Annotated in this window: 9 protein-coding genes; 3 read left to right on the top strand and 6 right to left on the bottom strand. The window is 58.5% G+C overall.

The window, feature by feature from the left end:
• Window positions 1–97: 97 nt before the first annotated feature.
• The 3 genes from ACLQ3J_RS09905 to ACLQ3J_RS09895 all read left to right on the top strand — a co-directional run bounded on the left by ACLQ3J_RS09905 (window position 98) and on the right by ACLQ3J_RS09895 (window position 5,996).
• Window positions 98–766 (top strand): GIY-YIG nuclease family protein, encoded by a 669-nt coding sequence (locus ACLQ3J_RS09905; RefSeq protein ID WP_425903040.1) that lies wholly within the window; start codon window positions 98–100, stop codon window positions 764–766.
• A 238-nt stretch (window positions 767–1,004) separates the two neighbouring features.
• Complete coding sequence (locus tag ACLQ3J_RS09900) at window positions 1,005–3,098, top strand: UvrD-helicase domain-containing protein (protein WP_425903038.1); 2,094 nt, start codon at window positions 1,005–1,007, stop codon at window positions 3,096–3,098.
• A gap of 39 nt (window positions 3,099–3,137) precedes the next feature.
• Window positions 3,138–5,996 carry a GmrSD restriction endonuclease domain-containing protein gene (locus ACLQ3J_RS09895; protein WP_425903036.1) on the top strand — a complete coding sequence of 953 codons (2,859 nt, stop codon included), beginning with the start codon at window positions 3,138–3,140 and terminating at the stop codon, window positions 5,994–5,996.
• Between the two features lie 244 nt (window positions 5,997–6,240).
• Here the strand turns inward: ACLQ3J_RS09895 and ACLQ3J_RS09890 are convergent, their stop codons facing one another.
• The 6 genes from ACLQ3J_RS09890 to ACLQ3J_RS09865 all read right to left on the bottom strand — a co-directional run bounded on the left by ACLQ3J_RS09890 (window position 6,241) and on the right by ACLQ3J_RS09865 (window position 15,090).
• A complete protein-coding gene (locus tag ACLQ3J_RS09890) occupies window positions 6,241–7,254 on the bottom strand; it encodes a DUF6339 family protein (protein ID WP_425903035.1) in 1,014 nt (337 codons plus the stop codon).
• Window positions 7,251–8,078 carry a hypothetical protein gene (locus ACLQ3J_RS09885; RefSeq protein ID WP_425903033.1) on the bottom strand — a complete coding sequence of 276 codons (828 nt, stop codon included), beginning with the start codon at window positions 8,076–8,078 and terminating at the stop codon, window positions 7,251–7,253. Before ACLQ3J_RS09885 ends, ACLQ3J_RS09890 begins: the two co-directional genes overlap by 4 nt.
• 74 nt (window positions 8,079–8,152) lie before the next feature.
• Entirely contained in the window at window positions 8,153–10,162 is a 2,010-nt protein-coding gene (locus tag ACLQ3J_RS09880; protein WP_425903031.1) for a hypothetical protein, read from the bottom strand.
• The gene (locus tag ACLQ3J_RS09875; protein ID WP_425903029.1) at window positions 10,159–11,178 is read right to left on the bottom strand and encodes a PD-(D/E)XK motif protein; all 1,020 of its coding nucleotides are present in this window, start codon (window positions 11,176–11,178) and stop codon (window positions 10,159–10,161) included. The genes ACLQ3J_RS09880 and ACLQ3J_RS09875 overlap by 4 nt, the downstream gene beginning before the upstream one ends.
• Window positions 11,178–13,781 (bottom strand): Z1 domain-containing protein, encoded by a 2,604-nt coding sequence (locus ACLQ3J_RS09870; RefSeq protein ID WP_425903028.1) that lies wholly within the window; start codon window positions 13,779–13,781, stop codon window positions 11,178–11,180. The genes ACLQ3J_RS09875 and ACLQ3J_RS09870 overlap by 1 nt, the downstream gene beginning before the upstream one ends.
• 211 nt (window positions 13,782–13,992) lie before the next feature.
• A complete protein-coding gene (locus ACLQ3J_RS09865) occupies window positions 13,993–15,090 on the bottom strand; it encodes a DNA cytosine methyltransferase (RefSeq protein WP_425903027.1) in 1,098 nt (365 codons plus the stop codon).
• Between the last annotated feature and the right edge of the window lie 172 nt (window positions 15,091–15,262).

Here is a 15,262-nt window from a genome sequence, read left to right as displayed (position 1 = left end):
TCACTAGCGCGAGGTCGAGGCCTCAGCCTGCCCATAGCATCACCGCGTGTGACGAGGTCGAGGCGTAGGTGCTCGATCCTTTTCGTAAGCCGTTGTTATGTTCATCGCCGTGACGCAGCAGCTTGACCAACGCACTTCTGATATCTATGAAGTGGACGTCGATGTCCAACGGATCTTGTCCACCGAACCGGTGCGCCGCGACGTAGCGGTCGGGCGGGGCACTCCGGTTCCGAAGGAGGGCGGGGTATATGCATGGTGGTTCGATGAGCTGCCAGGCGAAGTGGAGACTTCCGGCTGTATCCAGCGTGAGGGCCTGACACTTCTATATGTAGGAATCAGCCCTAAACCTCCGCCGAAGACCGGAACTCTTGTAAGCAACCAGACACTTCGCTCCAGGATCACGACGCACTATGCCGGCAACGCGGAGGGTTCGACGCTGCGTCTGAGCCTCGGGTGCCTCTTGGCGCCTACGCTCGGGTTCGAACTCCGTCGATTCGGTTCCGGCACTCGGATGCACTTCGGCGAAGGCGAGCGGGAACTGTCTCGGTGGATGCACGACCATGCTCGTGTGTCCTGGATTGCGGACGATGCGCCCTGGGAGCTCGAGTCACGGTTGTTCGGGAAGTTGGTGTTGCCGCTCAATATTTCCGGTAACGCCAACTGCCGTTTTGCGGCGCGAATGAGTGAGATCCGAAGCGATGCGCGTACGCGTGCTCGGGCGCTCCCCGTACTGGCAAATCCGGGCGTCGGTGGGCGGTACCCATAGCCGGACGCGCCAAAGGTTGACGGAGCTATGACAGTCGGCCCGGTGACGAGACAAGACCACGCGATTCCTAGTCTCCCCGGGCTACCGTTCGCTTCACACACACCCCGACAACCCGACCGGTCATTCGCGTTCAGGGTGTACTGCGATCCTGTCGTCCCATATACGTAATGTCTGGGTTCGTCGGAACGACAACACGATGAACAGGTAATCAGCGGAGCGGGGAACGAGGGCGGGCATATTGGCAACACTTGCGATCGACAAGGGCTTCCTCCTCGACTTCACGAAGCTCGAGTCGACAGTCCAAGCTCGCGTCACAGAGGTGTTCGAGAAGTTCGACGCCGCCACACACTCGGGTCTCCATCTCGAGAAGATCAAGAACGCACGCAATCCCCTTTTCCGGTCGATCCGCATCACGCAGTTCTGGCGTGGCATCGTGCTGGCCCCCAAGAACGGGGACACCTACACTCTCCTGAAAGTTCTACCCCACGACGATGCGTATGTGTGGGCGGAGCGTCGCGACGTCTCCGTCAACCAAGCGACCGGCGGCATCGAAGTCCGCGATGACGCCGCACTTGACGAGCAGCTGGCTCATCTCGATCACGAATCCGAGAATGTCTCTGCCAGCTATTTGTTCGAGCACGTCAAGGACAACGAACTTGCCCGGCTCGGACTGGACGAGAAGGCAATACGCTTCGCGCGGCTGCTGGCTGAGGACTCCCAGCTCGACGCAGCCCAACCCTACTTCCCCACTATCCAGTGGCAGGTCCTCTACGGCCTCGCTGCCGGCATGACTCCCGACGAGGTGTGGTCAGATCTCGGAGCCGAAATCCTCGACGGACCCGTGGACACCGACGACCTCGACGCCGCAATCAAACGCAGCTCCGACCGCGTGCTTCTCGTCGACGGTCCTGCGGAGATGATGGCGGTCTTCGCCCACCCCTTCGCTTTATGGCGGATCTATCTCCACCCCGCGCAACGGGCCGCGGTGGATGCAACCTATCGGGGACCGGCGCGTGTAACGGGCGGGCCGGGAACCGGTAAGACCGTCGTCGCGCTGCATCGTGCACGCCGATTGGCTGAACGGGGCGAAGGACAAGTCCTCGTGACAACCTTCACCTCGACCTTGTCCGATTCACTCGGAGAAGGCATCGAACTGCTCGCTGAGGGTTCCGACGTCACGTCCCGCATCGACGTCCAGCACGTCGACCGTCTCGCTCATCGTGTTTTCCGCGATGTGCACGGTAGCCCCCACATGGTCAGTTCCGCGGACGAGAAGAAGCTCTGGCGAAGCATCATCGACGACCTGGACATCGATTTCACCGAAGCGTTTCTCGGCGAAGAGTGGCGCCAGGTGGTGCTCGCGCAACGTGTCAGTTCTGCAACTGAGTACCTCGCTGCCAAGCGAACAGGTAGAGGGCGGCGACTCGGTGCCACTCAGAAAGCACAGGTGTGGCAAGCAGTCTGGGAATTCGAAGAAGCACTGAAGACACGTGCGCTGCACACGCACGAAACCGTGCGTCGAGAAGCGACGAAGATTCTCGAACAACGCGACTACAAGCCCTACCGCCACATTGTTGTCGACGAAGCTCAGGACCTGAGCCCCGATCAGTGGCGGTTCCTGCGTGCTGCCGTGCCGGAAGCGTCAGACGACCTGTTCCTCGCCGGTGACACCCATCAGCGCATCTACAACAACCATGTCAGTCTGCGCGAGCTCGGCATCAAGGTAACGGGAAGATCCAACCGTCTGTCTATCAACTACCGCACCACTGCAGAGATTCTGCGGTGGAGTCTCGGCCTGATACAGGGATGTCGCATCGACGACATGAACGACCAGTTCGACTCGATTGCCGGCTGTCGCTCGGACATTCACGGCGATCACCCCGCCGTTCGAGGCTTCGGAACGCGAGACGTCGAGTTCGCTTTCATTGCCGACAAAGTGCAGGAGTGGATCGAAAGCGGAATCGCGCCGTCGGAGATCGGGATCGCTGTACGGTCCAAAAAAATCGGGGAGTCCCTTGCGGGTGTTCTCACGAAACAGGGCATCCCGAATTCCGACTTGTCCGACTCGCGCAACGGCAACGACGGTGTCTCGATCGGAACGATGCACCGCATGAAAGGTCTCGAGTTTCGTTGCCTGGCTGTCGGTGCCGCTACCAGTAAACAGATTCCCGCTCCATATGCCGTTACCCCGGTGAGCGAGGACGAACACAGCCACGAGCGCGACGTACAACGCGAACGCTCTCTCCTGTTCGTCGCATGTACTCGTGCGCGAGAGCAACTGTCGGTGACTTGGCATGGCGAACCCAGCCCGTTCCTCACCCCGCTTATCTGACTTCCCGCTCTACAGTTCTGTTTTCCCGAGAGGTTTCGAATGCCCAAATTGTCCACCCTGCTCGACGAGATCGACTCGGGCACCGTTCTTCTCCCCGAGTTTCAACGCGGCTACGTCTGGAATCGGGATCAGGTCCGAGGCCTGATGCGCTCGCTCTACCGGAGTTATCCCGTGGGCGGCTTGTTGATGTGGGAGACCGCGACCAATGAGATCGCTGTACGTGGCGAGGTCACCAGTGGTGGTGTTCGGCAGCTTCTGCTCGACGGGCAACAGCGCGTCACCTCTCTGTACGGCGTGGTGCGTGGCACCCCTCCCCCATTCTTCGAAGGCGATCCCTCTGCGTTCACGGGTTTGTACTTCAACGTCGAGTCGGAAGTCTTCGAGTTCTATCGCCCGATGGTCATGGCAGAGGACCCGTGTTGGGTGAGTGTCACTCAATTGTTCCGCGAGGGTCTGAAGCCCTTCTTCACCGCCTTTACCAACCACGCCGAGAAGGCCAGTACCTACCTCGACCGCCTGAACACGTTGTCGCAGATTATGCAGCGTGAGTTCAACGTCGAGAAGATCACCGGTTTGGACAAGTCCGTCGATGAGGTGGTCGACATCTTCAACCGAGTGAACTCCGGTGGCACCAAACTCTCGAAGGGCGACCTTGCGCTCGCGTCGTTGTGCGCACAGTGGCCACCCGCCCGTCAGGTGATGCGCGACAGCCTCGCGGTGTGGAAGAAGGCCGGCTTCGATTTCACTTTGGACTGGCTGCTGCGCAACGCAACCGCGGTTGCGAGGGGGCGTGCACTGTTTACCGCACTGAGCAGCGTGCAAGCCGACGAGTTCGAGCGCGCGCTCACATCGTCGGTCGCCCACATCGGCACCTTCCTCGACGCAGTTTCCGGACGACTCGGTCTCGACCACGACAGGGTACTGATGGGGCGCTACGCGATCCCGGTGGTGTCGCGTCTGCTCGAACTGAACGGCGGTAAGTTCACGGACGCCGCTCAGCGCGACAAAGTCCTGTACTGGTATGTCCACTCGGCGCTCTGGGGTCGCTTCAGCGGTTCGACGGAGAGCTACCTTCAACAGGACTACGACACCGTGCGAGACTCCGGAGTCGACGGTTTGATTGCCACGCTCGAACGTGTCCGCGGCGGAAACCTCGAACTGCTTCCGCACGACTTCGACGGATCCACGCGAGGCTCCCGCTTCTACCCCTTGCTCTACCTCCTCACCCGTGTGAAGGGCGCCCGGGACTTCGGCAGCGGGCTGGAACTGCGTGCAGAGCTGCTCGGAAAACTCACCAGTCTGCAGGTCCACCACATCTTCCCGAAGGCCCTGCTGCGCGATCGATACGACCGCAACGAGATCAATGCGATCGCGAACTTCTGCTTCCTCACCCAAGCCACCAACCTGGAGATTGGCAAGAGTGCGCCGGAGAAGTACTTTGCGGAAGTCGAAGCAAAGAATCCCGGTGTACTCGCGTCTCAGTGGATTCCGACCGATCCGGCACTGTGGACCGTCGACCGCTACCCGGACTTCCTCGCAGCACGGCGTGAACTGCTCGCAGAGGCAGCCCAATCATTCTTGGAAGAGCTCCGGTCCGGTTCTCAAAGCGCAGAGGAGTCGCTGCAGCCGCTCGCCGTCACGGAAACAGAGCCCGATGACCCGAGAACTCTGCAGATTCAGGCAATGATCGCGGAGCTTCGCGACCTCGGATTCGCGGAACCGGAGGTCGACACCGAGATCACCGATCCCGCGAACGGGCGCTTCCTGTCCATGGCAGAAGCGTTTTGGCCCGACGGCCTGCAGCACGGCGTCGGCGATCCTGTCATCCTCGAACTCGATCCCGATGAAGCCGACCTGCCACGTCTCGAGGAACTCGGCTACAAGGTGTTCACATCCGTGGACGCTTTGCTCGGTTTCGTCAACAACCTCAACGAGGCCGCTGCCGGCGTCCCGGAGTCGACCGAACCGGAAGAGTTGCTCGAGGAAGCTGGCGACAAAACGAGCGAACTCGAGTCGGAGTTCGGTTCCCGCATCCGCGAGCTCTATGACCGTGCTCGACGCGAAGCCGGCTACAACGCCACCCACTTCATAAGCATGGTCGCGAACATCGGTCCTCTGGGTACAGCAAAGAAGCTCCTTGCCTCGAGGACCATCTCGGACGGCTTCTCCGAGCTGTGGGAACGAGGACGCATCGACCTCACAGTGGAGGCGCTCGTCATCGAGCCCACTTTCGAAACACTGTTCACCGACACGGAGCTCGATGTCGCCCGGCATCGACTCACACAGTTCGGATACACGGCCAACAAATCCGCCTCGAAGGCATCTCCCTCGACCCGTACGTCGCAAAAGCCGGCCACGACGGAAAACACGAACCTGACGCCGACCTCGGAAAAGCCCGAGTGGAACGGGCAGGACTGGTACGTCTGCCTGGGCGAAGTCAACGATTCCCGAAACTGGGACGACGCGCGCAAGTACGGGTTCGTGTCAGCCGGCGGAGGCCGTTGGTATTCCGACACCCTCAAGAACCTTCAGGTCGGAGATCGCGTTTTCGTCTACGTCCCGAAGGTCGGCTACGTAGGTGCCGGAACAGTCGCCGGCTCCGCCGCTCCGGCGGACCGAGCGACACTCGAGGTCGACGGCAGGCAGGTCAGTTTCCGCAGTCTCGACCTGGTCGGTCCGTACACGCACGAGATCGACAACCCGGACCCTGACGAGGACTACCAGGAGTGGATCGTTCCCGTCGTTTGGGAACGGACGGTCGACCGCGAGTCTGCACTGCGCGAGGCCGGTTTGTTCGCGAATCAGAATTCTGCCTGCAGGCTCCGCGACGAGCACACGCTGAACCGCGTGACCGAGTTCTTCGGCGTCACGAACCTCGACCGATTGCTTGTGACGTAGACAACTGACGTACGGGTGGGGTGTGCTGGATTGCTCGATCAGGCATACCCACCCGCCCGTTGATCCGGGGCAATGTCGCAGTGCATCGCTTGCGCCACGACCGAACCTTACGCGCGCAAGGACCTCCGAAATACCAGCAGTCACCGTAACAAACCTAACCCGCGACGCGTTTCCCTTGCTGGACGCGACGAACCGTGCAGACTCGTACTCAACGATGATTCGAAGACCCACGGCCGCGACGACGCTAGTCCCGACCCGGCTGTCGCCGATCGAATAGCCCATAAACGTGTGGACCGCGATTCGGCAACCATTGCACAATGCCTTCTAGAACAAGCTCCTGCAAGGTGGCGTCGACATCGCTCCGATCAGCTTCGCATCGATACACAAGGTCTGCAAGAGAGACTGGGCCCGTTTCGAGCAGCCTCAAAATACGCTCACGCTCGGGCCCCCTAGACTCCGGCAACTCACCACCATCGGACTCGATACCTTCCTGCGCTTTCGTCTCGTCATGCCCAGGGAGAGCAATGAGCGTCTCGTTCAGGACAGATCGAAGGGTTTTGGAAAGCCCGGCCTCCGACTGCGCTTCGAAGGACACGAAAGCTCGCAATCGGAGAAGTCGCTTCAGGAAATCACGCAGGACTGCGCGGGATCTCCTCGATTTGTCCAATTCGTTCCATACCAACAGAATCCCCCGAACGACTGCAGGGCTCGCACCAAGTGCAGCTCTGCGCTCGTAGATCTGTCCGAATGCTTCGCCGCCGATCATTTCGAGCCCTGCATACGGGTCCGGATGTCCCGCCAGGTACACGAGATGCGCACGCCACCAGAGACGTCCGAAGACGTGACGGGTCATGTCAGTCGCCAGAACGCGATCTTTGGGCGGATCCGGATAGCGCCAATACGCAACATCTGGGAGTAACACAAGCGCCAGGAACGCCCACACATCACCGGAAGCCGCTTCGGCAGGAACCATCCCGAACTCTTGGTGCATGTACCTCGCAGCCTGGAGATCAAACTCGTTTCGCGCTTGTTGTGTGACCGCCCCAGGAAATCCGCAGTTTTCTGCCAGTGCACGTATCTCCGTGCGGAAGCCGTCGAGCTCCTTGGAAGTGACGCGCGCACCTCCGGTCGCGACAAAAACGGCACTGTCGTCTCTGGTCTGCGACCGCTCCGCTAGGTAACCGATGTCTCGACCGTTCAGCTCTTCGTGCCGAGCTGCTGCCACTTGGGGCAACAATCGAGGAAACAGCCGGCTCACGAAATATCCTCGAAAACACGGACCGCACCTTGTATTGCGCTCGAAAACCACGCCGGTGAGTTCTCTCGCTGCTTACGCAGGTCATCTAACGATGAATCCGGGAAACATTTTTGAACCAGACTCTGCAAGATCGCACCCAAACTATCGTCTGGAAACTCCAAATAATCATCAAATTCAGGATTCGCGAGAGCGTACTCAATCATTGTACGAGCGACGTCTGCATACACAGCAGATACGATGGCCGCATCGACCATCTGCGGATTACCTGCGTTCTTGAACGCGTTTGCTGCGCCGGGAGTCGCCTCGTTGATACACAAAAGAAGAGCGCCCATTGCAGCAGCCTCGAGATTGCGCCCGATTTGGAGGTACCATCCTGCGCCCTCCGGAAAATCCGTAGCGGCAAAGTCGACAACTGCGATTGGAAACTGAGGCGCCTCACCTTGCAGCCGCAATGTTTTCGTATCCACCCAAAGCAACGAACCACCAAGTCGCGGCGCGAAGTCGGGGGCGTTATCCAAATCTTCCGCTAGCGTTAGAGATGTCTCGAGTTCGACCGTTCCTCCGAGATCCGCGCCGACCAGCACGAACTCGACCGCAACCTCGATAGCTCCCTCCCCATTTATTACTTCACGGTATGCCTGCGCTCGCTGACTCGACCCCGAGGCGCTCCATACAACGGAAATAGCATAGTCAGTCCCAATCGGAAGAGCCACTTCTTCAGTGAGACTTCCGACGTCAACATGAATCCGTCTTGACAAGGAAAGGTTCGTATTGTAATCCCAATCCGGAATATGGTCCCCAACTTCTAACGCCAAGCCGTTCACGTGTAGGTGCCAGACGCCGGCGTCTACCGATTCCGGACGCGGACTACGGTAAGGAAGGGCAATCCGACCGCGACTCACGCTGTCGTCACCTCCGCTCGCAGTTCAATATTCGTTACTGTATCGGGAACTGGGCGCACCAGCACCTTCCACGTACGGTTGTCGTCTTCCACTACCACGATTGAGTCATTCGAAAAGTAATGGCCGTCTTCGCAATACCAGCCGATGATCTCAGGCTGCTGGGCATTGACGGGAGGCTCCACTTCTCTTCCTTTGGCCCCCGGAATAACAACTCTGACTTCACCTCGAATTTCGACAGGGGTCACGGTCATAACACGGAATCTTTGCGCCACCACCGGCGCGCCGTCGAAGAAATCAAAAAAGGGCTCGCCAAGATAAAGGACGCTTGGCTTATTCTTCGCCCGGTGTCGGCCAACGGGCGCATCCGGATTCGCGGCGTCACCACGATGGTGTTCATGGGCAGGAGGTTCGGACTCTTCGTTCGAAGACGCGGATGAGCCCGGCGGGGTCGCCGGAGCCGGCCCATATCCGTCCTGCACAACAGAACCCTCGCCCTCCCGGCCATGAACCGAGTCACCAGGAGTTGAATTCGACGAGCCGGTGCCTCCGTTATTGTTTGCGCGAGAGAACCCCGAAGTGGCGCTTACACCGCCGAAGCCGAACGCTCCAGCCACAAGTCCCGAAAATCTACGACTCGCGGCGCCCAGAGGAAGCTTTTGCGTGGCATCTACGAGCGACTCCCCCGTCTCCACCTGGGCTGACGCGAACTCCTTGAGTCGCGAATACGTCACGTTGACGATTCTTCGATCCTTACCCTCAAGCTGCGCGACTACCCAATCATCATGCGTAGGGGGTTCAGCTCTGGCATACGAGTCGTCAACGTTGGAATCCGCTCGAAAAACGCCTGCGTAAGATATGAATTGCGCCCCGGTTGCCGCCCCCTTCAGATACTTCACAACCAGCTCAGCGGTGCGCATCAAACAGATATGATGCGAACTATCCTTGAAGCCACACTCCTCCGCAACCGCGCTAGGTTCGAAGGGCTTCGCCATCGTCTTATACATCCCGAGCCGTCCCAGGTAGATCTTGGGGCTTTTCACCCAGATCTCCTCGGCCGAAGGACTGTCCATTCTCCGGTACGCTTCGACAAACAACCTCAGTGGCGCGGTCGTAGCGGGATCTGGAATACCGACCTCTTCTCCGTTCAAGCGAACGGAGAAGAACATGCCAGGCTGATCATCTTCGACTTTCGTGACCATCTTTGGCCATAAATTCCACGTGATGGCGTCAGCAATCCATCGGGTTGCCTCTTCAGGGGACCGTTCGTCCAGATCTGGGTCGATAATTGTGATGGTCGTTCCAGTTTCAAATTCACCGAACTGAGCCAACCCGAGTTGTGTCGATACCCGCTCGGCCTCCGCCCCAACAAGGGGTTCTACGACGTCACCAGTGATATCTCCCCACCAGTGACGTCCTGTGAATCGCCTACCAGATAATCCTTCACCGACTGTGTAGCTCTTCCAAAGGCTGCATCCGATCAACCGGGTTTCATAACCATCGGACGTACGGCATCGAGTATGAATCAGTACTGTGCCCGACCGCGACAATAGGTAGAAAACGGCCTTCCCAAAGCCATACGTTCCTCCCCCGAGGTCATTGTTCCTAGGCTCGCCGATATTGCGGACGAACGAGACGAAGTCGTTGTTGTCGGTGATTGCGTTGTCGGCTCGGGTGGGACCGCCTAAACCTCGAGTCCCTCGATCCGAGATCGAAAGAATCCTCAATGATCGACTCAACGAGGTACGGATCGGTAGCTGCGCTGCGGTAGGGGCGTTCTGCTCGAGGAGCCTTCTCCAGACAGGCGCCAGTCCAGCACGCAATTCGTTCAACTCCACCGAAAAACGCACCGGCTCACCACCAAGTCGTGCATCCCAGCTGTTCTGAGCTGCCTCGCGAACCAGCACCGAGAGAAGACTCAGCGCAGGTCTTCCCAGCTGGTTCCGGATCCCATCAGCCGCAGAGGCGCCTCCAGGGGGGAATGGTTGCGATTGCCATCCGGTTTTCATCCTGCGAGCTCCTCTACAAGATTCTCAATGAGGTCCTCGATAGCTCCAGAGGATAGAGACCCGTGACTCCTGTCAGGAATCTCGATGGAATATTCCACATCCGATACCGCTACCGGGATCCCCGCTGCAGTGAGGTTACTCAGGGACAGTTTGGGAAAGCTCGTGTCGACCTCGAACCAACGATCATCCACGATCACGAAACGATCGTGCTGATACCGCTTCCTGTCAGCGATCCGGAATCCGGAACGATCAAGCTTGTCGAGGAACGCGGGTGGATCGTCGGTCAGAGAAAGCAGTTCATCTACGATCTCGCCCAGGCTGGTGCCGTCCGATCGGGCTGCGAGCCTCATCCACCTCAGATTCAGCTTGCCATCATGTGGGGCATCCAGCTGGTCCAGTCCATGGATACGCACAGTTCTCGACTCGGTGGTTGTCGTGGACTTGACCTCGACTGCATAGCGACCCCCTGAGAAATCATGGCAGTGCCCGGCGGGACCGGTCCAGGACAACGCCGCCGAGGGACTTCTCAACATGAAATCCCGCAGGGTGCAGAGTTCGGCAAACAATCCAGACAAGCGAGCCTCGCCGAGAGGAGACTGCGACGAATCAAACAGAGACCGCCATCGCGCAATCACCGCGTTGGCCGCCGTAAGGGCTTTGCCAGGAGCGGCCTCGATCGCAATCAAGATGTCACTACAAACCTCTGAAAAGAGATCGTTCAAAGCGCGGTCCGCACAACACACATCGACGTACCTGATGAAGGTGTTTGTTGTCTCAAGCGCTGTTTCGACAACCTTCAAGTTGACGCCTTCGGTGCGTCGACCCACTCTCTGGTGTGCTGCCAACGGCACGAGGATGTGGCGAAGGCCCTCACTGTCCACGGCCGCCAGAACGACGCCGGAATGGCAAGAGACGGGAAGCACAGAGGTCCGCAGGTGATGCGGGGCAGTAGGACTATCCGCCTCCAGCGCACTCCAGTGCTCGATTAGAACCTCTACGAGATCAGCGGCCGGCACTAGATCTCCACAAGTTCCTGCTCATCGAGGTCAGATTCCTCAATTTGAATCCTGGACAGGTCGGCGCTGATGTATTCCCATTCAACCTCGCTGTCGTACCCGATCGGCTTCGGGAACACCAGCCCAACCCCAATTACGTGCTCCGGTGCTCCCAGTGCCGCACGAAGGTTCTTTGGCCGCTCCTCTTTACCGTCGGCAGCGACCTTTGCTTCCGACATGGGTTTGGGCTGCGAGTTCTTATCGATCACATAGAAAACGAGGAGTGCGGTATTCGGACACTGTTGCCTCCGGAGGTGACCGATCTCGCCTTCGGTAAGTTCCCCAACCACAGCGCTGGTATCCAGATCGATCGCTGCATCCCGACGACTCATGAGGGTCTTGATGTCAACCGTGCCACTCTTCTTCAAACGAGAACGAACGACGCACCCAGCCTCTATCCCCGGTGCGACTTCGAATGGGGCTGCAGAATCACCTGTTGCCCCCTTTCCCACGATCGCCACATTCCACTTACGCAATGCTCCGCGCGCTACACGCTTCCGAATGTACTCGGAAAGGAGGTACGAGTCACATTGACTCGAATCCTTATGAAAACTATATGAATTTAGGAATTCGATGGTGTCCTCGTACGGAACCCCTCGCCATAAGAATCTCTTACCGGCAGGGTCATGGTCCGCGCAAGCTTCACCTTCGACAGCGCGAGAAATCAGACTCTTGAACGCCTGCTGGTTCGCGAGAATTACTTCTCGATTTAAATCGAAGTATCTCGTCTGTACGCGCTGACCGCCGTATGATGCGGCTGCGTGGGCGATGTCCTTCATCTTTGCCGCCGCCGTGACACGGAGAGCGGGGTGCGTGCGCATCCGCACTGCGAAGGTCCGAGGCGTCTTGTCCTCTGTCATGTAGACGGCAATGTCTTGCCTGACCTCGTGTTCAACCGTCGCCAGGTGACGGAACCAATCTCGTAGTTCCTCCGTGAGCCACACCCGCGGCAAATCCTCGTAACCTGTGCGATATCCGAACCATCGACCCATCTGGAGGAGTGTGTCGTACGCCGACACCGAGCGGACAAAGTAGCTGACGGACAACCCCTCGAGCGTCAAACCACGAGAAAGTGTGTTGCCTCCAACAGCGATCGCGACCAACGGCCCGTTCTCATAATCAAGACGCACCTTGCTGCTCGCGTTATCCAGGACTATTCGACAGTCCTCTACGACGACCGGCAAAGCCTCCTGCAAAGCGTAGTATCCGACAACATCTCGATTGAATGCACTCGCGGGGACTCGTGCGTTCTCCGACTCCCACAGGGTTCGGAGTTCGTGATGTAAATCATCCTCTGCACCTTTCAGACTCGTGTAGACCTCCTGGAGAAAGGCCTCAAGCGGCTCCCTGAAGCTGTTGTGAATAGCAGTGTTCACACTTGTATGGATGAGCATCGTCGAGTGCTTGTTCCCGATAGCACGAACTCGGCGGGCGGCCGTCGTAAGTAGGAAGTAAAGAATTGCAGTACGAAGGGTTCCGTCAATTTCCGGAACGAACGAGTCTTTCTCAACTTTGGAGGGTGGCCGTACCTGATCAACCTCGTCGTCAGGAATTTCCCGGATCATGTCGTACCCATCATCGACATCTTCCGGATCTTCACCGTCTAGAGGTTCTCGACCGAAAAGCACCTCCGTCCCGAAATGACCCGCAGGTTTCGGGAGACTGACAATGAAATCTTCCGGATACAGATCCTCGGCAGAGGGATCTATCAGAAGATTCGCGAATGGAGTTGCTGTATACCCAACATACGCGGATTTCGGCAAACGATCCATAATTTCACGAATCAGGGGGTTGATCGTCTTCGTAGCTACAGTCGCCTGATCGGCTTCATCGTCGATGATCAACGCGGGGCAATCTTGCAGATAATCGGACGCTGTACCGAGCCAGTCACGAAATTTTCGGAGCACGGCAGCATTCTTTTTGATAACACACAGGACGTGCTGCTTGTTGGTCTTGGCGAAGTAAGCTGCGGCGTTCGCAGGTGCCGTAAAGTCCTTCTCCGGAACGGTTAACTGCATCCATTGCGCCTGGTTCGGCGTCACGAGATCCTGCACGAGCCGCAGCTGCGTCTGACGACGGAGTCCATTGTGAACCCCTGCGAGCACAATGAATAATTTGTACTTTCGATCAGCAGCCTTCGCCATGACCGCGGTAAAATTTGTTGTCTTGCCGGACTGGACGTGGCCGACCACAAGCCCGCGTGTCGAGAACTGCTTCTCCTTGGGATGGTTGAGCATCGACATTACCTGGCTTGAGGACCGATCGAGGTCCTCGATCGAGCCATCGTCCCAGCCCTTAGGACGAAGTTGATCAGCAAGCGCCGGCCAGCACTTGTCGTCGTGATGGGGGCCGGTGTACCAAGTTGCTTTGTTTCCGGCGAACACGGATGGCGCTATTGCGTGTTCTCGGACTGCAATCGCAGCTTCCTCGTGTCGCTCTCGAATCTGCTGAATGAGCGACTCGGCCACGCCGAACATCTTCAACATCTTGACCGCGTCTTGCGGCGTCTTCGTGTCCAGCAGCTCCACGAAAAGCTCGTACTGCTCATCGAACTCGTTGCTCACAATCCCTCTTCTCACGCTCGGGATCACCCCCGACGTTCCGCTCGTGCCCGGTCGCCACGCCGCTAACACGGCCCGCCGCTGCAAGCCTGCGTGTTCAGCTGCCGAAGCACATGGAACACAGTCACGCCCGCACCATATATAAGCGCTCCCGCGCTCGGATTCGTTACAACTCCATGTCAGGAATGGGGACTTTTTCTGCACGAACCGAATCTCAGGGCACCCCGACCAGGTCCGAGATCTCAGGCGCACGGGACCAGCCACTGTCGATGACCTGAACGAAGAACTGCTCATCGAGCAGATCGGAAATCCCAAATGCGGCAGCGAGGATATGTGCGCCGAGGCGTGGTGGAATTGCATTTCCGATTTGCTGTGCAATATCACTGCCACGCCACGGAAAGTTCAACGGAAAAGTCTGCAGGCGACCGGCCTCCGCACTTGTGAATCGTTCCACTTCAACTCCGTTGGCATCGAACACTCGATTACGGGAGATCTTTCCAGTCACCGTGAATGCGGGCTCGTTACAGTTTCGACGACCGCGGGCCTTCGGGTCGCCACCGCTTCCGTAATTCGAGACAACAGAGAATTCGTATCCGCGCGTTTCCTCGAGCGCGCCCGCCATTGTGTTCCACGGTTTTCGGTCCGAAGCTCCCGATTCTCGGTTCGCTCCTTTACGGTATGGACGGTGCGTTGAGATGGGCAGGACCACACTACTGTTATGGCGAGCAATAAGAATGGCACGACGACGAGTTTGGGGAACGCCGAACTCTTCAGTCCTCAGCACACCTGTTACTACAGAATAGCCAATGCCTCGGAGAACCCTTGCCATCGCTTCCCAGACCGGCAGTACTGCAGGCACTTGTTCGAGAATGATTGCTTCATAAGAAGCACCTGCCTTGTGGGCTTGTAGCGCCCACCTCAGCGGTTCCAATACAAGGCCGGTACGTTCGTCATCGAACTCCGCAATGCGAGAAGAGACGTCATCTCCTTGCGCCATTGCCTCGACAAGCTTCAGGACCGCATCGAGGGCCACCCGCCCCGCGCCCGTACCTGCGACGGTGAACGTTTGACACGGCGGCCCGCCCGCCAGCATCGTTGCGTCGGGAAAGTCTGCCGGGCTGAAGGTCCGCACATCACCTTCGCACGTCTCCAGGCCCGCCCTTCGTCGCGTCATGCACGCTTCTCGATCCCACTCGATCCCCACAACGGGGATCCCGAGCCAATGCGCAGCTACATCGAGGCCTCCTGGGCCCGCAAAAAGGTCCACGATCTGTGCGTGTGCGATGTCCGAAGCTGCGGAGAACGGCGTCATAGGTTCGGATTGTAGGCGTAGCTGGAGGGGACACCCTCGGTCTACGCTCGAGACGCGGTGACCGGTGCTGACGCGTTCCGTGGCCATCCGTGGATGTAGTTGCTTTGACGAAGTCAGCCAGGCAACGCACGGCCGACTACTCCTTCTAGAGGCGGAGACAACTCGGGTGCCG

The organism is Rhodococcus sp. DT1, assembly GCF_049844875.1.
Taxonomy (GTDB): Bacteria; Actinomycetota; Actinomycetes; order Mycobacteriales; family Mycobacteriaceae; genus Rhodococcus.
This window is presented reverse-complemented; position numbering and strand designations above follow the sequence as displayed.